The following is a 21,615-nucleotide window of genomic DNA, read 5'->3' as shown; positions in this document are numbered from 1 at the left end:
GATGTCGCCGCCGATCACCTGGTAGTCGGCCGGGGTCACTGCGGTGCCGCCAACGGACACCACGTCCACCAGGCCGTCCGGGATCAGCGCGATCCGCACGTCCCCGTTGGGGGCCTTTGTCAGCCTGATCGTGTAGCCGTCGGTCCCGCCGGGGATGGTGCAGGCGGTGTTGCCGCATTGGATCACCACGGTGTCCGTGCCGGTGGGGATGCTGACCACATTGGGGGTCTCGTCGTCGTACACCAGCACGTCGGTGCGCTGCAGCCCGCTGCGCAGGTTCGGGAACGGGTAGGCGGCCGCCGCCGCAGGGGCGGTGAGCAGGGTGTCGAGTTCGTAGTTGATGACTGCCGTCAGCGGGTCGCCGGGATCGCTGTTGGGGCGGGCGTTGACCACGATCCGCAGCGGGACGTTCCAGTTGCCGGCGTTGAAGCTGACCGAGTAGTAGGTGCCGCCGTTGCCGTCGGAGAAGGCGAGCCAGCGGCCGGCCGGGACCAGGCTGAAGTCGAGCTGGATGAGGCGCTGGCTGTCCGCGTCCATCCAGATCTTCACCCAGATGGTGTCGCCGGCGGCGGGTGCCTTGGCCAGGGTGAGCAGGAGGTCGTCGGTGCGCTGCGTCAGGGCGCTGCCTTCGATGACCAGGGTGCGGCCGTCCAGGGCGGCGCCGCCGGGTTCCACCTCGGTGACGTACACGCCGGGGGTGTCGTTGTCGTAGACCAGGGCGTTGACCTGGCGGACGGCTGCCCGGTGGAAGCGCGCGTCCTGGCTGATCACGCTGTGCTGGAGGACCACGGTGCGGTCGCCCTCGGCCCGGGGATCGTCCACCGCCCAGAGGTACACGCGCTGCGGCACGTTCCAGGTGCCGTTGGTAAAGGTAAGGGTGACGGCCCGGCCGTTCTCGTCCACCACCGCGCCGTTGACCACGTAGTGGCGCTGGAACTCGGCGAATTCGTCGCACTGCGTGTCCGCGGTCCCCACGCACAGCCACACGGTGTCGCCCAGGCCGTTGGGCAGCGGGGCCGGGTTGATGAGGCTGCCGTCGGCTTCCTGCGACGGCGGGAAGGCGGCGGAGACAGTGACGTACACGTTCGACGTCGGGGCCACCGCGAGTTCCACGGTGTAGTACGCGTAGCTCTTGATGACGTCCGTTCCGGCCCCGCCTTCGCGGACCCGGGTGCCGCCGGTGCCCTCGCGGATCACCACGATGCCGCGGTCCTGGGTGGCCAGGTTGTACGGCACGCCGTCGGCGGTGAGGCCGTCGTAGCCGGGGTCGGTGGGCGAGGTGACGATGTGGTCCACGGCGCCGCTGAGGCCCTCGAGTTCGCGGGTGACGATGTCCGCGGTGACGTCGCCGGTCACGCTGATCATGTCCGAGCCGAGGCCGCCGATGATCCGGTAAGCCACCCCGTAGGCGGTGGACTGGACGAAGAACTGGTCGTCGCCTTCCAGGCCGTCCACTTCCACTACTTCGATGGTGGTGTATTTGACGTTCAGGCCCGCCCCGAAGATGCCCTTGTCCGTGATGGCGAAATCGTCCGCGAACTCGGTGCCCAGGATGACCAGCTTGTCGAATCCGGTGCCGCCGTCCACGTTGACGGGGGCGTTGACGTTGTACTGGACCTCGTCCTCGCCGCCGCCGGACCGGATGTCCAGCGGGCGGGAGGTGGAGAAGCCCAGGCCGATCACGGGCACGGCCACGCCGTTGGCGTCCAGCGGGATGATGTCGTCTTCCCACATGGTGTTGTCGAGGTCGATGTTGGAGCCGGCCAGGTGGTTGAAGGTGGTGTGGGCATCGGCGTTGTTGCAGACGCCGTCCCCGTTGCGGTCGTAGCGGGTGTAGCTGCCGCTGATGACGCAGGAGCCGAACGCCACCGTGGTGGGGAAGGTGCCGCCGGCGGGCACGAACGTGACGTCGCTGAGCCCGCAGCCGGCGATGCTGTCCGCGTCGGTGTCGCAGACCGCTGCGATGGCGAAGGCCCGGACGATGAAGATGTCGTTGTTGTCGTCGCCGTTGAGCTGGATCTCGGCCTGGTTCGAGTACACGGTGAACTGGTCGTTGCCGGTACCGCCGGTGGCCAGCAGCGGGGCGTGGGCGCCGGGGGTGAGCCAGCCGCGCGTGGTGGGCACCAGCGCCGGGAAGGTGTCCGCCGGAAGGAGGGCGCCGCCGTCGGGCGCGTTCTGCCCGTCGCGCTGGGTGCCGAAGATCTGGCCGATCTGGAAGACGTCGTTGCCGGCGCCGCCGTCCAGGGTGATGGTAGCGGAGGTGTCGTCCACGTAGAAGGCGTCGTTGCCGCCCTCGCCGAACACCGTGATGCGGCCGTTGAGCGCGGTGTCGTAGTTGATCCGCTGGACCAGGGCGCTGGGCTCGTTGCCGGCGATCCGGTCGCGGTAGGAGCCGATGCCGCCGTCCGCTGCGAGGCTGCCGGCCAGCAGGGCCACGAACGCCGGGTGGTCCGCCGTCTCCGTGGGGCTGAGGCAGCCGCTGGGCACGCCGGCGCTGAGCGTGAACGGGCTCTCGTTGTCGATGCACTTCAGGGCCCGCAGCAGGAAGATGTCGTCCGTGGCCGCGTTGCTGGTGGTGCCGGGCAGGTAGCCGTTGTAGGCGGCCGCGGTGTTGTTGTAGCCGTAGATGGCGAGCTCGTCCACGCCGGCATCCGGGGCGCCCGTGTCCAGGACGTTGATGACGTAGTTGCGGACATTGCCGTGGCTGCCGTTGGTGTAGACGGCGTAGTGGTCGGACTCGCCCTGGCCGTCCAGGGTCAGGGTGTGCCCGGCGCCGGTGCCCGTCAGGGCAGGATCAGCGAGGCCGGTGGGGCTGGTGACGACGTCCATGGACTGCAGGTACCAGACGGTGATGCGGTCCTCGCCGTCGGCGGTGCCGGAAGCGGCGGTGGCGTTGCCGTGGACCGTGGTCTTGGAGCCGAGGAAGATGTAGCCGGCGTCGCCCAGCTGTTCCTTGTTCAGGGCCGGGTTGGTGGTCTGTGCCAGGTCCAGTCCGGAGGGATCGCCGAGCTGGATGAGGTCGACGTCGGAGCCGCCCCAGATGTGTGTCTGGCGGTCCGCGGCGGGGTTGGCGGCGCTGGGGGCGCAGCTGCCCATGGGGTCGCCGGTGGCATCACCGGCGGTGACGACGCAATCGGCGATGATGCGGCCGCGCAGGATCATGCTGCTGCCGTATTCCGGGTCCGGGACGGCCAGCGTGCCGCCGGTGTCCGCGTTGCCGAAGTCGCCGCGGACGTCGATGCCGAGGTTGGCCAGGACCTGGGTGTTCTGGTGGAAGGTGAGGTCGTCGCCGACACGCAGGTCCACGCTGCCGGTCTCGGCGAAGACGGTGCCCACGGGGACGCTGCGGAGATGGTCGGCGTCGTTGCCGGGGACGGTGGTGTTGTCCTCGGCGAAGTTGGCGCTGCCGTTGCGGATCAGGAACAGGTCCTCGTCCAGTTCCGCGCTTTCCCGGACCGTGATGCGGATGTTGCCGGTGACCGCGTGGGCCAGGAGCAGCCGCAGGTACGCGTCCGTTTCCGTGAGGTAGATGCCGGTGCCGGCCTCCAGGGCGACGTCGTCCGCGGCGGCGGCGAGGCCGGCGTCGGAGGTCCCGTTGTTCAGCAGCCCGGTGTTGTTGGCGCAGTTGGCGTTGGTGCAGGCGAACGGCGAACCGCGGAGCGAATCGATGTCCAGGTCCTTGGCCGCGGTGCCAATCGAGCCGCCGTGGGCGTCGATGTCGATCGTCTGGCCCAGCACGTCAGCAGCGGCGTCCCCGGCACCGTTCGCGGCGCCGTCGATGATGGAGCCTGCCCGGCTGCGCAGCGAGACATTGCCGGTGCTGAGGCTGTCATCGCCGGCGGTTTCCACGACGCCGATCCGCAGGTCCCCGGCCACCTGGTCGAGGTAGATGCCCAGGGTCTTGTCGTCGTCGGCCGCGAGGTCGTGGGCGTTCAGCAGGCCCTTCGCAACGTCCGGGAAGCCGCCCACGGCGTCCGCCTGGATCTCCAGGAAGTTGTCCGGGAGGCCGATGCCGCCGGTGCCGGAGACGCTGCCGGCCTCGCCCAGGCCGTTGTCGCCGGCGGTGAGGGTGATGTTGCGGCCGGTGACGTCCACGCCGTTCTGGACGCCGCTGACATCGAGGTCGTAGGCGTCCACCAGGATGCCGTCGTCGTCGGTGTCCAGCACGCCGCTGTCCAGTTCGGCGTCGAGGATCCTGCGCGGCGAATCGAGCCGGACGTCCGCGGGGATCGGGTTGGCGCACAGCGCCGCGGCGCCGGTGCAGAGGCCGGTGGAGTGGATGTGGCCCACCCGCAGATCGCCCTTGCCGCTTTGTTCGATCACCCAGATGTTGCCGTTGTTGAGGACGTCGATCTTGCCGGAGCCGTCCGTCACGCCGTGCGTTGCCCCGGTCTCGTCGTCCGTCCACTGGCCGTCCACATCGGTGAACGCCTTGATGGTGATGGCGGTGGCCGGGGACGGGTGGAAGATGGCGATGTTGTGGCCGGCCCGGATGTCGCTGAAGGTGTAGTTCGCGTTGATCGGGGTGAGGTCGGCGCCGAAGGCCACGGCCACCACCGCGCCGCCCACGGTGACAGGGGCGTCCGCGCCGCCCGTGCACAGGGGGCCGTCGGGGCGGAAGAAGCAGGTGGTGGGTACGGAGGAGAGCACGCTGCCGGAGCCGTACGGGGCCGGCTTGTTGTTCGGCGTGTAGATGTCCACGTTGATGTCGCCGATGGCGGGGCCGTTGATGCCTTCCGCGCTGTCCCGCAGGATCACGACGGCGTCGTGCCCGGCCTTGACGGGGCCGATGACGGGGTTGATGGCGCCGGTGTTGGCGGTGAGCGAGTCGCGGCGGAGAACCGTGAGGTCCAGGTAGAGGTCCTGGCCTGCTTCGGCGTCGAGGGCCACCGGCTTCAGCACGGCCGGGACGCCCACCTCGCCGGTGTGGAAGATCTGGAAGAGGACCAGGGTCAGCGGGTTCGGGACGGTGCCGAGGGAGCCGAGTTCCGAGTCCAGGGTGATGGTGTTGCTGTAGAACGTTTCGGAGCCGCCGTCGGTACCGCGCAGGATGGATCCGCGCTGGTTTGTCAGGTGGGTGTTGCCGATGATGTTGCGGATGTCGCCGTCGATGGTGAGGTTGAAGCCGGTGGCCGCCGTTGGCCGGAGGCTCTCGATCACCACGTCGGTGGCGGGGAAGATGTGGTGTACGTGCCAGAACCATTGCGTGGCCGGGGGTGCGTGCGGGCCGTTGTCCACGGAGACGCTGATGACGGCCTCCGGCGTGGTGGACAGGTGCGAGTTGAGGGTGTTGATGGACACGCTCTGCGGGTCCGTGGTGCCCTTCAGGAAGATCGACTTCTCCGAGCTGTTGCGGATCAGCACGGAGTTCCAGGTCTCCTGCATGTAGAAGATGCCCAGGCTGCCGTGGATGAGGCCGTTGCAGTCGTCGTCGCAGGCGCTTCCGGCGGCGTTGGCCTCGAAGAGGGCGGCGGGCAGTTCGTCGTAGATGATGGGGTCGATCCAAATGGTGCCGCCGGCGATCGTGTCGCCGATGTTCAGGGCGGGGCCGAACTCGCTGGCGCGGACCGTCACGTTGTAGGTCTTGGCGATGATCTTGCCCGTGGCGTCCACGATCAGCACCGGGTTGGGTTCGCCCAGCAGGTACACGGTGGACTCCCACAGGATGTCCCGCTTGGGCTTGTACTGGATGTCGGAATCGGAGGAGCCGACGTCGAAGAAGCCGCCGGAGCGGTGCGCCCGGACGTACAGCCGGTCGAAGGACGTCAGTGCCGAGACCACCAGTTCGGCCGTGCGGATCACGGACTCGTCCACGCCGTTGACCCGGGAATCCCCGGTGAACTTGACCTCCGCGTAGGCGTCCGTGTCGCCGCCGCCGCAGCCGCAGTTGGCGCTGGCATCGGCCGTGAGGTTCAGGTTGGCGTGCTGTGCGCGGATGGTCACGGCATCGCCCTCCACGTAGGAGGCTGCGGAGAGGGTGACGGTGACGTTGTCGTTGACGCTCACGTAGGCGCTGGCGTCGGAGTCGGCTCCGAGGGCGTAGGCATCGGCGGTGGAGGCGGCCAGTGCCCGCACGGTCTCGTTGACTGCGTCGATCGAGCCGTCGGAGAGGTCGATGTTCCAGCGGACACCGGAACCGGCAGCCACCTGGACGGCCGCACCGCGGAGGCTTGCCGTCCCGAGGAGCACGGCGTCAACGGTGGCGGCGTGTTCGCGGCCGATGCCCACGCCCTGGCCGCTGTCGTCGTTCGCATCCGAGTTGGTGCCCAGGCCGCCGGATCCGGAAGAGGCGATGGCCACTCCGTTGTAGCCTGCGGAGGCGCCGATGAGGACCGAGCGGTTGGCCACGATGTCGCCGCCGATTTCGGTGCGGACCGTGTAGCCGATCTCGGCGTCCACGTCGGTGTCGGCACCGGCGATGAGGCCGCCCGTCCGGTTCACCGCGTGGCCGTTGGCGCTGGTCATCGCGAAGGAGGTCACCTGGACGTCGGTGGAGGAGAACACCGTGGCGCCGTCGGCGAGCTTGGTGGCCACGTTGTTGACGGCGTCCATGAAGGCGTTGGAGGCGCCGAAGCCCAGGAATCCGCCGCCCTTGCCGATCGAGGAGGTCGCGGTGCGCAGGTACGAGCGCCCGTCGATGACCACTGCGCCGCCGCGGAGGGTGCCGGACTGGACGTCCACCGTGAGGTCGATCGTCACATTCGTCTCGGAGAACACGTCGCTGAAGCGGAACAGCCCGCCGCCGATTCCCGTGGACGTCGCTTCCACCACGCCGTTGACGCCTGTGGCGCTCGGCGAGCCGGGTCCGCCCACGCCCATCATCTGGTGCGGCGATCCGCTCATCGTGGTGCCCGGGGCCAGGTCGATGTAGAGCTGCTGGCTGCCGGTGCCCGGGCCGGTGACGGCGATGCCCTGGTTCCGCAGGACGTGCGATCCCAGCTTTGTGGACAGGCCGCCCACCGTGTTGCCGGCGGCGTCGCGCAGCTGGATCTTGTCGTCGTCGGCGTCGTCGATGAGGTGGACGTAGTACATGTTGCCCTCAACGAGGCCGATCGTTTCGTAGCCCACCCTGCGGAGCGTGTGGTCGGCGATGATGGCCTTGAAGAAATTGGCGTTCATGGGGTTGGTGATGGTGGAGATCGAGATCGCCTGGATGTCCCCGGCACCGCAGGGCTGGAGGTCCACGCCCGGGCCCGGATCGACATCCTTGGTGCCCAGGCCGGTGTGGCAGAGGGACGTGGCCAGCCGGATCATGTGCGGCCCGCTGGCTCCGAGGGGGCAGAAGAACGGGCAGCCGCCGTCGGGGTCCGCGGTGAGGACGTAGTACGTGGCACCGTTGACCAGGCCGCCGATCGCCATGGAGGGGTCAGTGACCGTGTAGACCACGGCGTCGCCGTTGCTCCAGCCATGGAACGGGGCGTAGATGGTGTTCCAGCCGCTGTCGCGGACGATCTTCCCGTCCCCGTCCACCTCGAGCTGGCCGGAACCATCGGTGTTGATGTCGATCAGCGTGCTCTTGAACTCCACCACTGCGGGCGCGTAGTACACCACGCCCTGGCCTTCCACCAGGCCGGAGTGGCTGCCGACGTTGATGGTGTTGCCGCCCGTGAGCGTGGAGGCGTCCGGGGTGAAGGAGCGGACGATGAAGCCGTCGTCGTCGAGCAGGCTCGTGGAGAGCCGGATCCGGTAGCTGTCCACCACGAAGACGTAGTAGGAGGCGCCGCACACCAGCCCGCCGGCCGGCGTGGTGCCCAGTGCCGTGCCGCCTGCTCCGCAGTTGTAGACCACGCGGTCGCCCGTGAGGAAGTTGTGTCCGTTGGGGAAGTACAGGCTTCCGGTGTCCAGCTGGATGAGCTGGCCGTCGTAGGGGATGTCCGGATCGTTGGGGTTGGCGGCGTCGAACTGTTCGCCGAGGCGGAGCGTGGTACCGTCCACCGAGATCACCCCGTACGTGCGGCCGTCGCCCAGGCCGCCGATTGCGAACGGGTTGGGGATGGTGCCGTTGTCCACCAGCGGGTTCCCGGTGGCCGGGGCACTGTACGTGACGATCGATCCCGTGTCGATGCCGTGGGCGGCGGAGAAGCAGATGGTGTCCGCGCCGTTGCAGTTGATGCCCGTGATGGTTCCGTCGGACACGCTGCCGGGGATGATGCCGTGCAGTGCCGTGATGGACAGGACGCCGCCCGCCTGGACGAAGCCGCCTGTCACGGTGGCGAAGATGTCCGGGTTGTCATGCGATTCGGCGGTGAACCCGGCCTGGATGTCGATGAGGCCGCCGGAGACCGCGCTGGCGAAGGAGTCGGCGTCCGTCTTCGACTGGGCGAACAGTGTCACGTTGCCGGACGCCGTGACCTTGCCGCCGCCGAACTTCGCGGCCACCACGGTTTCGGTGCGGGCCTCGGCGGTGGATGCCGAGACGGCCACGAGCCCAACGGACAGGCTGTCCACGCTGGACTTGGTGGCGTCGTCGGCCACTGCCTTGACCTCCACCTCCGCGGCACCGGCGTCGCCCACGGTCCCGACGGCGGGGTCCACGTGGGTGGCGCCGACGTCGCCGTTCAGTTCGGCCTTGGTGACAGCCCGGTCCACGGCGGCCGGGAAGATGACGCCGATGCTGATGCCGCCGAATCCCTTGCCGCCGGCCACCGCGATGGCCCGGTTCACTGCGTGTGCGTACACGAGGAGCTTGGCGGTGAGGCCGGAGATCTTTGCCGTGCCGCCCACGATCGCGGACGTCACCGTGGCTGCGGCGATGGTGGCGTTCGCCGCGCCGCCCGTGACGGAACCGAGTCCTGTGGAGAGCACCTTGAGGGTGGACTTGGCCGTGTTGGTGGCGTCGGCTTCCACTGTCATGTTGGCGCCGGCGGTGACCGTGCCGTCCCATTGCGCCCGGGTGGGTGCCGAAATGTCGGCGTTCGGCGCTCCCACGGCCACGCCCAGCAGGATGCCGCCGGTCATGACGTTGGACTTCGCCGTGGACTGGTTGACGCTGGTGGCCGTGAAGCCGATGTCCGCGCCGGCCGCCGCGATGGACCCTGCGCCGCTGGCCACGGTTCCGCCGGTGACGGACGCGTCCGCGAGCCCGATGGCGAGGGAGGCCAGCGCCACCGATCCGGTGAGGATGTCCGCGAAGGCCGTGTTGTGCGAGTCCGCCCGGACGGTGAGGCTGCCGGCTCCGGTGACGGCGCCGTCGAGCGTTGCCCGCGTCTCGTTCCGCACGGCACCGATGGCCACGAAGGCCTTCAAGTCCGCCAGGCCCGCCACCGAGGCGGAGTCGATGGTGGAGGTGGCCAGGTTTCCTTGACCCTGCGTGCTTGCCTTGATCATGATGGCGCCCACGGAGCCCAGGCTGGAGCCGGCTTCCGCGATGGCCAGGATGTAGGCGCCGGAGGTGATCTTGGAGCTCGCCCACGCCCCGGAGAGGCCCAGGAGCGAACCGCTGTAGAGCTCCACCCTGGCGTCCGAGGTGTTGGCCGCCGTGGCGACGACGTCGATGGCCGAGGCACCGCTGACGGTGCCGGTGGCCTTGGCGGAGGTGTGGCCGGAGAGTTCCGCGAACACCACGGTGATGGCGATGGCGGCGGCTCCAACGGCGACGCCCGGGGCCTTCAGGACCGCCGAGTTGCTGGCGGTGGCCCGGGATTCGACGGCGCCTGCCGTGGTGATGTTGCCGCCCACGAGGGCCTCGAGGTGGCGGCCGGAGTTGACGCGGGCCACGGTGAGCCCGATCGCCACGGCGCCGACCGTCACGTTGAGCACCCGCGATGTCATGGTGCGGGTTCCGGTGGCCGTGACGTGCACGCCGCCGGCACCGATGGTGCCCACCGGAGATGCGCTGGCGGAAGCTGTGCCAACCAGGCTCACGAAGGCCACCACGCCGCCGATCGCGCCGATGCCGCCGGCCGCACTGACCGCGAGGGCGTTGGCCGTGATGTTGTCCGTCACGGTGGAGTTGAAACCGGAGACGGGGCCATCGGCGGCGACGGCCACGGAGCCGGTGCTTGCTGTGTTGTCGCCGGAAATGTTGATCACGGAGACGGAGATGCCGGCACCGATCGCGCCGATGGCCGCGGCGATGGTGTACGTCTCAAGGTTACGGTCCGCGGTGGAGGCCACGGTGACGCCGGAGCCGGCCTCGCGGACCTGGGCGCCGCCGTCGATGTGTGCGTTCTGGACGCCGGAATCGTTGACCACCACCACCTGGCCGGAGATGCCCACCAGCCCGGCGCCGCCGGCGAAGCCGATCGCCACGGAGTCCTCGTCCATGGAGGCCGAGACCACGATCTGATTGCCGGCGGACAGCCTGGCGGTGGAGAGGACCGCGGCTTCGGTCTTGCTCTTGATGTTCAGGACCAGGACCGAGACGCCGATTCCCACGGCGCCGGCGGCGGCGGCACCGGCGACGCCCAGGACCAGGAGCCGGTCGTTGGCCTTCACGTGGATGTGTCCGCCGGCCACGATGGTGGCGCCTACCCGGGCGGTGGTGCCGCCCGTTGCGGGGGCCGCGAGCGCCTGGGTAGTGGGGTTCTGTGCCGGGGCGGCCCCGGAGATGGTTCCGCTGACTCCGCCGAGGTGACCGGCGAGCCGGTCGTTGGTCTTTGTCTCGGAGCCCGAGATCTCGCGCCAGTCGGTGGAGGCCACGGTGGGGTCGGAACCGCCGGAGGCCACGTTGTGCCGGGCCGCGAAGGTGCGGCCGCCGAAGCTCACGCGCTCGCCTTCGTCGTAGGAGGTGGCGTTGCTCCACGGGTCCGGTGCCGCCGCGGAGGCGGTGCTTCCGGTGAGCGTGTTGTCCTTGTAGCCGCCGCTGCCGCCCTGGGCCGCCTCGCCGCCCTGCGTGGCCGATCCGAGGGAACCGCCGCGCTTCCAGTAGCTGCCGTCGTCCGTGTAGCTCAGGGTGTCCGCGAACGGGTCGATGCCCTGGACGCCGTCTTCCGTTGCTGTGTAGTAGTGACCGGCCAGGTGGACCTCGTCGCCCTTGTTGTAAACGGCGGAGGCGCTGTAGTCGCCGCGGCCCAGCGCGCTCTGCGCACCCAGCCACTGGGTGGGGTTGGCTTCGGGGTTGTTGCCGGCGCCGGTCAGGGTGTTGTCCACCTTGGCGGAGTAGCGCTTGCCGTTGTAGCTGACCACATCGCCCTGGCGGTAGCTGGTGCCGGAGTCCCAGGCGCCGCGGTCGTCGCCGCCGTCGGCCGCGTGGTAACCGCCCGTGGCGGTGGTGCCGATGGTCCATACGGACACCGCGGCGGCCACGCCCACGAAACCGCCGGCGGCACTGACGGCGAAGGTGCTGACGTCCTTCTTGGAGACGGCGTAGACCTCCACGTTGCCGCTGGCCGTGACGGTCAGTCCGGCTCCGAGTTCGGCCACCACCGAGTTGTTCGCCACGCCGATGTCCACGCCGCCGGCCACGCCCACGAAGCCGCCGGCGATGCCACCGGCGATCGTGAGGGACTTGAAGCGGTCCGTGGCGGAGACGTTCACCCCGGCGCTGCTGTCCACCGTGCCGCCGTCCTTGATGAAGGCCTTGACCAGCACGGTCAGCAGGGTCACCTGCACGCCGCCGGCCACACCCACGAAGCCGCCGCCGATCGCGGGGGCGAGGCCGAAGATGTCCTCGGAGGAGTCGGCACGGACGATCACTCCGGAGAAGCCCTGGCGGCCGAAGCCGCTGCCGCTGACGCTGCCATCGGAGACGCCGCCGATCGCAGCCCCGCTGGCGAGGGCCGTGACGGCGCCGTTGCCGCCGAGGTACGCCTGGACCTTCTTGTTCATGACCGCGACGCCCACCGCCGCACCCACGCCCACCAGGCCGCCGGCCATGGCGATGGTGAGGAGCACGGCCTTGGTGTCGTCCTGCGCGGAGACCACCACGTTGTTGCCGGCCCGGAGGGTGGCGCCGTTGCCGGTGCATTCGAAGGCGTCGCTGCCGCCCGGGGTGCCGGTGCAGGCGAAGGTGTTGACGTTCAGCACGGTCACGCCCACGGTGCCCGCCACGCCCACGGTGCCGCCGCCGGCGCCGGCGGCCACCGAAACCACGGTGCCCTTGCCCTGGGCCGTGACCTCGATGTTGTTCAGCGCCCGGACCGTGGCCCCGGTGCCGATGTACGCGTAGGTATCGATGTTGGCCACCCGCACCGCCACCGGCACAGCCACGCCGGCAGTGCCCCCAATGGCGAGTGCCGCCGCGATGCCCAGCGAGTAGTACTGGTTGGCAGCGGCCACGCGCACGGACTGCCCGCCGTTGGCGCCGGTGACGGTGGTGGCGCACGTGGCGCCGCAGTTGATTGCGGCGTTCGCACCGATGTGCGCGGAGGTGTGAACGGTGTTGACGGTGACGGAGCCTGTCACGGCCACGCCGGCGGTGCCGCCGATCGCGAAGCCGATGCCGAAGGCGCCGATGTTGTCCGAGTTGTTGGCCGTGACGGCGACGCCCCGGAAGCCCGCGTCCGTGCCGGCGAGGATGGCGCGCGGGCCGAAGGAACTCGGATCGCCCGACGGCGCAGTGCCCGACTTCGCGAGGCTGTGTGCCCGGCCGAGCTCCAGGGCGGTCATGCCGACGATGCTGATGTCGATGACCGCGGAACCTGCCTCGGTGCTCTTCTTGTTGCGGAGCTTAAAGGTGTTGCCGGCGACGTCCGAGATGAAGTATGTGCCGCCGTCCACCAGTCCGCCAATGGCCGCGCCGCCGCCCGAGCTGTAGACCACGGCGTCGTCGTTGGCCACGCCGCCCAGGTTGAAGGTGATCTGGTCCGTGCCGGAATTGACGGTGGTGATCGGGTTGAATCGGGGGGTGGAGTCGGCGGTGACGTTGGCTTCGTCGGCCTTGTAGAAGCGCTGGTTCCCGCTGCTGCCCTGGCCGGTGATGTTCACGGCGGCGCCGCCCTTGCTCAGGGAGACCTGGAAGGTGTTGGCGGTGGCACCGACGATGAAGTAGGCCTGCTCGCGGTGGGTGAGCCCGGCGGCGCCGCAGGCGGGGAGGGTGGCGCAGCCGGCGTCGTAGTAGACCACGTCGCCGTTCTGGAATCCGTGGTTCGCCAGCGTCACAGTGTCGGTGCCGGTGTTGATGTCCGCGGGCGTGAAGCGCATGTCCTTGGTGGTCACCGTGTAGGTGCCCGAGCTGGCGGCCAGCGGCGTGCCGCCCTTCGCTGCCACGGAGGCCCAGTTGCCGATCCAGGCGTGCGTCTCCTTGCTGGTCACGGGGACCGCCACGGATGCGCCCACGGCGGCGGTTCCGCCACCGGAGATGTTGCCGCCGATCACGTTGAGGTCCAGGGTTTCGGTGGCCGCGATGCGGACGCTGCCGTCCACCGCCACGCTGGCGGCATCCGCGGCGCTGGTGCCGTCCGCGATGAACGCCTTGGTGGTGACGTTGACGGCCGCCACGGCCGCGTTGATGTTCACCGCTGCGGTGCCGGCGAATCCGCCGCCGAGCGAGATCGAGGTGATGTCCTCGCTGGAAACCGCGTCCACGGTCAGGTTTCCGGTGCCCACCACGGCGGCGGTCTTCGCGAGCCAGGCTTGGGTGTCCTTGGTGATGACCTCCACGTCCACGCCGGCACCGATGCCGGCAGTGCCGCCGATGGTGAGCTGGCCTGCCAGGGAGAGGATCGTCGTCGTGTCCTGGGCGAGGACCGCGATGTGGGTGGTGGGTGCGCTGGTGGCGCCGTCGAGGTGGGCTTTGGTGCTGTTGTTCAGGACATTGACGACGACGGCGCCGGCCACGCCTGCCGAGTTGCCGCCGGCGCCGGCCACCGCGACGAGGGTGAAGTCGCCGGACTGGACGGCGGAGATGAGGAGGCCGGTGCCGCCGGACTGGACGTCGGCGCCGCCGAGCACGCGGGCTTCGACGTTCGAGCCGCGGACGATCACCACGGCCGAGGCGCCCACGCCGGCGGAGCCGCCGCCGATCGAGAGGTTGCCGGAGGAGAACGCCCCGGTGATGCTCCGGGATGCCTTGACCTGCACGGCGCCGGCTGCGTGGACGTCGCTGTTGCCGACGCTGGCCTGGACCATCGGGCTGCTGCCGCCCTGGTTGAAGACGAACACCAGCACCGAACCGGAGACGCCTGCCGAGTTGGCGGAGACCGCACCGGCCACGGCCAGGACGAACCAGTCCTCGCTGGCCTTGGCCTCCACCGTCACGCTGCCGCCGGCACGGAGCTGGGCGGAGTCGCCCACCCAGGCGCGGACGTTGGAGTTGACGATGATGACCACCACGGTGAGGCCCACGCCTGCGGAGTCCTGGCTGAGTGCGAGGGCGCCGCCGATGTCCACGATCCTGATGTGGTCCGTGGCCCGGACGGTGATGCTTTGTCCCGCGCCGCCGGTGGAGCCTTCCTGGTTGATCCAGGCACCGTTGGCGATCCACGCCTGCGTGTCCAGGCTGATGATCTCCACCACGAAGCCGCCGGTGACGGCCGCGCCGCCGGAGCTTGCGCCGCCGGCGATGGCCACGCTGTTGAGCTTCAGCCAGTCCACCTTGCCCTTGAGCGGCTCGGGCAGGTCCGGGATGAGCGGGTTGAGGCTGGTGCGTGCGGTCACGGACGTGGCGCCGCCGGCGTCCACCTTGGTGTGCGTCACGGCGGTGGAGTCGATCCAGGCCTTTGTCTGCAGTTCGATCCAGTTCACGGAGAAGGAGGCGCCAACGGCGGTGCCGCTGCTGGTGGACAGCGCACCGGCGATCGCAAGGTTCTGGAACCGGATGGGCAGGTAGGCGCCGATGGTGATGCCGCCGGCCGGTGCGTCGAGTTCGGCTCCGGCACCCACCCAGGCCTTGGAGGTGAGGAGGAGGATCTGGACGGCGGCACTGCCCGCCACGGAGGTGCTCTTGCCGCCTGCGGCCGCGAAGGACCACACGATGAAGTCGTTGTAGCTGGGCGTGCCGGCGTTGAACGGGTCATCGTCCGCGTCCGGTACGGGGACGGTGGCTTCCACGGTGATGTCGGCCTGGCCGGTCACATGGGCGCCGGCGCCGATGGAGGCCTCGTTGGTGACGTCCTGGACGTTCAGGCCGATGGTGGCGCCCACCCGGGTTCCGTCGGTGTCGAGGTCGATCGCCGAGCCCATTCCGAAGGCGTTGGCCCGGAGCAGGAACGTGGTCCGGACGGTGACGGCGCCGTTGGTGGCGGTGACCGTGCGGTTGGCGGTGATCCGGGCCGTGGAGGTGGCAACCACCCAGTTGACGGCGATGGCGGCCGCCACACCGGTGCTGCTGCCGGAGGAACCCGATTGGCTGCTCTGCTGCCCGTTGGCCCCGTTGGCCCCGTTGGAACCGCTGGTGCCGCCGCTGGAGCTCGGCATGCCGGCGGTGGAGGACTTGGTGCCTTGTGTGTTGGGGTTGTCGCCGTTGGCCTGGCCGTTGGCCTTGGAGTCGCCGCTGTCCTCGCTGTCCTCGGATCCGGAGGCGCTGGCCACGGACCTGGACTCGCTGCGGATCACCGAGACGGCCAGCACGTCCACGCTGCTGCCGGTGACGTTCCGGGCGATTTCGGCGAGGGTGTCCCAGCCCACCACGGCGTTGACGGCGATGTCGATCCCGACGGCGGTGTCCTTGCCGGCCGCTTCGGCGTTGCCTTCGGTGTAGATGACGTTCACGTGGGTGGCGGTGACCTTGATGGCGCCCGTGGCGGTGAGCGCGGTGCCCGAGGTGCCGATCCGCGCCGTGACGTCGTCGTTGACGCTGACCAGCAGAGCCACCACGGGGGTGACCGCGGTGCCGCCGGCCGTGCCGCCCTCGGCCTTGGTGACGATCTCCCGGAAGCCCAGGGCGTCCACAGTCACCGTGGTGCCTCCGCTGAGGGCGGAGGCGTTGGCGGCCTCTGCCCGGACCACGTTGTCGTGGATGATCTGCAGGGCCACGGAGGCGCCCACACCGGTGGCACTGCCCACCTCGGCCTTGCCGCTGGCCTTGGCAAGATCGTATTCGTTGGCCAGGGCGGAGATTACGACGGCGGCGCTGCTGAGTGTGGCCGTGGCGCCGGCCTGCAGGACTGCCTCGGTGGTGGAGCTGAGGATGTTCAGGGCCAGGGCGCCGGCGATTCCCACGCTGGAGGCCTTGCTGGCACCGGCGCGGGCGGTGGCGGAGACCTCGTGCTCCCAGAGCCGGAAGAGCTGGTCCACGGAGGGGCTGGCCGGGAAGCGGTCGCCGTCGGTCAGGGTCACGGACTGCAGGATCCACTGCTGCGAACCGTTGCGCTTGTAGAAGCCGGGGGCGTTGCTGCCGTCCTGCGCGGTGAGCTGGAACCAGTCGTTCTCCTCGATGTCGTTCTTGGGCAGTTCCGCCTTCTGGCCGTAGGTGTCGGCGGTGACGAAGTCCCACTCGCTGCCGTCGTACTTGTAGACGCTGTTGCGCGGGTGGCCGTCGTTGGCGGTGGTGAGGAGGAAGTAGTCGCCGCTGGCCGGGGATCCCGGGAACTCCGCGCCGCTGGCGATGGTGACGTCCTCGTCCAGGGTCCAGTCGCTGCCGCCGAACTTGTAGATGCCGTCGTTGCCGCCGGTGCCACCGTTGGTCTTGACGTAGGCGAGATCGTCCTTGGACGGGCCGGGGAGTTCCGCCCCGCTCTCGATGGTCTTCCATTCCGTGCCGGTCCAGCGCCGCACCACATCGTTGCTATCCCCGCCGGTGAGGGCCGCGGTGAGGACCAGCCCGGTGCCGGTGATGGTGGCGGTGCCCGTGACGGCCCGGTTGTGGATGTCCACCTTGTTCACGGCCACGCCGGCGCCGATGCCCACGCTGGCGTCCGCCGCGCTGTCGCCCTTGGCGTTGGCCAGGACGTCGGTGTTGGCGAGGCTCTTGAGGGTGACGATGCCGGCGGAGCTGATGGCCACGCCGTTGGCGAACCAGGCCCGGGAGCTGGTGTCCACCACGTTGATGGCGATGGCGCCGGCGATCGAGACCGAGCTTCCGCCGTCCTCGTTGCTGGCGGCCTTGGGGGTGGAGCTGGTGCTGGAGGTCTTGCCGGTTTCGGAGGACTGGGTGCCCTTGGCCTGGCCCAGGTTGGCGTCGGCCTTCTGGTTGACGTCCTTGCCGCCTCCGTCGCTGCCTTCGCTGGGCGAGGCGCCCTTCGCGGAGGCTTCCGCGGTGGTGGTGGTATCGGAGGTGCCGGTGGCCTTGAAGCTGATGGCTCCCCCGGCGGTGATGCTGCGGGCACTGCCGGAGTCGACGTCGTTGTCGATGATGGCCAGTGCGAGGGAAACGCCGATGCCGGCAGTGCTGCCTACCTTGGTGTCGCCCTTGGCGGTGGTGGTGGCCTTGACGGTCTGGGTGGCCTGGGCGTCCACGGCGCCGGTGGCGGTGAGGGCCGTGGCGCTGGCGCCGAGCGAGGCGCTGCTGAGAATGTTGGCGATGGTGATCGCGATTGCCGGGGTGATGCTGACGGTTCCGCCCGCTGATCCGCTTTCGGCTGTGGTGGTCAGGGTGTGCGCGGTGGTTGCTGCGATGGTGACTGTGCCGGCTCCGGTGAGTGGGGGTCCGCGCGTCGGGTCCCCTACCTGGTCGATTCCCGAGTACACCGTGTCGTTGACGAGGTTCAGGGCGAAGGCTGCGCCGATGCCCACCGTGCCGCTGCCGGACTGGCTGGCCTTCGCCTTGGCGTTGGAGGTGGAGTTCGAGTTGGCCGTCATGCCCACGGCGCCGCCGGCGAGGACCGCGACCCCCGGGGCAGCCGGGGCCTGCGGCGCCGGGGTGGGGTCGGCGTGGATGGTGGCCAGCGTGCTCTGGTCCACGATGTTCAGGGCGAAGGCACCCGCCACACCCAGGTTGCCGCTGCTGCCGGAGGCGCCTGCCTTGGCGTCAGCTTCGAAGGCGTGGGTGGTGTCGCTGCCGCCGCCCAAGGATCGCATCTCGGCGGTGAGGTTGAGTCCGGCCGCGGTGACCGCGGTCCCGACGCCGATGCTTGCCTCGTTCCGCAGGATCACCTTGTTGATGGCCAGGCCTGCGCCGATGGTCACCGAGCTGCCGTCGCTGGCCGAACCATCGGCCACGGCCTTGGCGTCCGTGTTGTTGAGCGCCTTGAACGTCACGGCCCCGGCTGCGGCGACCACAATGGCCGGCTGGCCGAGCGCCGCGACGGCGAGCGCCGTCGTCGTCGACGTCACCAGGTTGAGCGCGATCGCGGCGGCGACGGTGACGGTGGTCCCGTCCTCATTCTTGGCGGCGGGGGTGCTGGTGCCGTTGGAGTTGGTGGAGGTGGACTTGGAATCGGCGAAGCCGAGCTGGGCGTCGGACTTTTCCTTGCTGTCCTTGTTGGAGGAGTCCTTGCCGCCGGCGCTGTCCCCGCCCTTGGCGCCGGCCGCGCTGGCCGTTGCCGTGGTGGCGGTGGTGGAGGTGCCGTCCGCTTCCATGCTGATGAGCCCGCCCGAGGTGGTGTTCCGGTAGAGCGAGGAGTCCACCAGGTGCTCGGCGGAAGTGAGGGCGAAGGAGATGGCGGCGCCGAGGGTGGCCCCGGCCCCGGCGGTGGTGGAACCCAGGGCCTTGGTTTCGACCGTGGCCGTCTGGTCCGCCTTGCCGGTGATGTCGCCGGTGGCGGCGAGGCTGGCGCCGCGGTTGACGGAGGCGCTGGACTTGATGTTCGAGATGGTGATGCCGACGACGCCGGTCAGGACTGCCGTGCTGCCTCCGGCTGCGCCGCCGCTCGCCTCGGTGGTGGTGGCGTCCGTGGTGGTGGCGTTCATGGCCAGCTTCTTGGCCGCGGTGAGGATGCCGTTGACGGCCAGGCCCGCTTCCACGATGTTGTTGATGACGCTGATGGCCACGGAGGCGCCGATGCCCACCGAGCCGCCGCCGTCCTGCTTGGCCTCGGCCTTGGCCTTGTTCTCGTGGTTCGCCTTGGCGGTCTGGGTGAGGTCCGAGCCGTTGATGTTGGCGCCGGCGCCGCGGACGTTTGCCAAGGTGGTGGCTGTGATCAGGTTCAGGGCCAGGGAGCCGGCCACGCCCACGGTGGCATCTCCGCCGGCGCCGGACGTGGCGTTGGTGGTGAAGGCGTTCTTGCCGGCAGACGGTCCGAAGGCTTCCAGGATCACTCCGCCGGCGTTCAGGATGGCACCGCCGGCCAGGTAGGCCTCGGTGAGCAGCGTGACCACGTTGATGCCGACGGCCACGCCCACGCCCAGTCCGCTGCCGGAGGTGGTACTGCCGTTGGCGTTGGCGGTGGCGTTGTTCTTGGAACCTGCGTGGATGGTCTGTGCGCCTGTGGTGTTGACCCTGGCGCCGCTGATGTGGGCGCCGGTGGTGCTGTCCAGCACGTTGACGGAGAGGGCGCCCGCGATGCCGATGTTGCCGTCGGCCGTGTTGGCCTGACCGTTGCCGCGCTCGGCGTCGTTGGGGTCCTTGTCGTTCTGGGTGGAGCCCTCAACCCCGGCCTTGGAGGCCGAGGTGTTGGTGGCTTCCGAGTCGGCGGTGATGTCCAGCTTGGCGGCCGTCGTCGGGGCCGTGCTGCTGGAGTCGATGAACGCTGTGGTGGTCTGGTTCAGGTTGGCGACCGCGACGCCGGCACCGGAGTTCGCGTCGCTGGCATCGCCGGTGGCGGTGAGCGTGGCGTGGTTGACGGCTGCCAGGGCGAGGTCCCCGACTACTTCCAGGTGGGCGGTGCCGGTGACCTTGGTGATGGACTTGGCTGTGACCGTCAGGATGGCCACCGAGGCGTCGAAGCTGCTGTTTCCGGAGGAGTCGGCCTCCCCCTCGTCCTTGCCGGCGGCTCCGGGCGTCGCACCGGCGTCGACCGTTGAAGTGGACGTCATGGTGACGTTGGAGCCGGCGGTGACCACGGCGCTGCCGCCCACCGTGACGGTCGCGTCGGAGGAGATGATGGCGAGGTCGCCGTAGTCCTTGTTGAGGGTCACGGGGCCCACCGTGGATGTGGCGCTCATGACCACGGCGCCGACGGCTGCCAGCAGCGCGTTGCCGGTGACCTCCACGGCGGCCTTGGAGTCGACGTTGACGGCGTAGGCCGAGAAGTGGCTGGCGTCCGGGACCACGGTGGAGGTGGCGGTGAGGTTGAGGTTGTTGGCGCTGATGTTGCCGCCGTTGATGGTGACGGCCACGTCGGTGCAGTGCGTGGCGAGGGCCAGGAGGCAGTCCAGGTCCGGTCCCCCGGTCACGGAGTCCGCCGCTTCCAGGGTGACGTCGCCGGTGGTGGTGATGACGGCGTCGTCGGCCACCTCGATGATTTCCATCTGGATCAGCAGCCAGGCGGCCATCAGGGCGATGGTCCCGGAGAGGGTGATCTTGTCCTTGCCCGTGCCGCCCTTGATGGTCAGGGATGCCGTGGGCGCGGCGAAGGCCACCGTTTCGAACGTGGCCCCGCTGAGCTCCAGGAGGCCGCCGCCGTTGAGGGTCAGCGTGGCCACGTCGTCGCCGCTGGTCAGCTCGTACACGGCGTTGCTGGCATCGCCCGAGACGATCGGTTCGATGTTCAGGTAGTGGATCACCGTGGCGTCCAGCCAGATGGTTCCCGAGTGCGGGTCCGTGGCCACCGAGTTGCTGCTGGCGGTGGTGCCCGCGGTGACCAGGGTGTCGAAGCCGGCGGCGCCGTCGAAGGTCACGGTGATGGCGGGGTTGTTGGCGCCGCGGTTGACCGTGAAGGTGTCGTCGCCAGCGGTGCCGGTGACGCTGATGGCGGTGACGGTTGCCAGCTCCCTGGTTTCGCCGGCGAACGTTGCCGTTCCGTCAGCGTTGAAGACCAGCGTGGCCGCGGTGGCCGTCATGGTGACGATCCACGGGACGGGGGCCGCGGGGACTGCCGCGGGCGCTGCTTCGGCCGGGGCCGGGGCGGACGCCTCAGGTGCGGGGGTGGTTTCAGCCGCCGCGGCGGGCACGGGTTCAGCCGCAGGAGCGGGCTCGCCGGTGCCGGACGCCGTCGTCGAAACGCCTGTAGCGGGTTCAGGGGACGTCCCAGGCCCCGGGGCCGGAACGGGTTCGGCCGCGGGGGCCGGCTCGGGGGCCGGTGCAGTTGCCGGATCCACAGCGGGAACGGGTTCGGCTGCGGGGGCCGGAGCCGGAGCGGGCTCAGGAGCGGGCGCCGGTGCCGGGTACATCCGCTCGGCGCTGTTGGAGCGGCGCTCGCCGGGGCTCAGGGTGCGGGTCATCAGATCGGCACCGCCCTCGATGTCCGCGAATCCGGCGATGTGGCCGTATTCGTGGGCGAGGACGGTGAGCAGGTCCATGGTGCCCGGGGCGGGTGCGCCGAGGGTGGCGGACCAGCCCCAGCCTGCCGCCGTCGGGTCAACCGCAATGCTGTTGCCGGACGTGATGGCGAGTGCATCGCCGGGCAGGTCCTGCAGGAAAACCGCGGCGCCGCCAACGGCCCAGCCGGGCCACTGCGCCGCCGCGGAACCCTGAACGGCTCCGAGGTCAGCCGCCGTAATGGTGGCGCCTGCCTGCGCTGCCGCGGAGTGGGCCGCGTCCTGGTGTTCGCCGGCGAAAAGCACTGAGCCCAGGCTCGGCGATGCCGGAGCCTGGGCTGCAGGGGACTGACCGTTGGGCGACTGGGCCGTAGCGGCCTGGTTCGCCCCGGAAATCAAGGGATTCGCGGCCGGGAGGTTGAAGGCCACAACCATGCACAGGGCCACCGCAACGGACACAGTCCGCCGCAGGGCATTCCCCAGCACAGATGAAGTCAT

General features: G+C 69.8%; 1 protein-coding gene (cut by a window edge). It reads right to left on the bottom strand.

What is annotated here, in order from left to right; all coding sequences use genetic code 11:
• Window positions 1–21,615, bottom strand: partial view of a carbohydrate-binding protein gene (locus tag NVV90_RS00925; protein ID WP_258439325.1) — the 5' portion only. Its footprint begins 7,668 nt before the window's first position; only the first 21,615 of its 29,283 coding nucleotides appear in the window; it begins with the start codon at window positions 21,613–21,615; the stop codon falls past the left edge of the window.

The organism is Arthrobacter sp. CJ23 (assembly GCF_024741795.1).
GTDB lineage: Bacteria > Actinomycetota > Actinomycetes > Actinomycetales > Micrococcaceae > Arthrobacter.
Note: the sequence above shows the minus strand (reverse complement) of the source record. Positions and strands in the feature narration are given on the sequence as shown.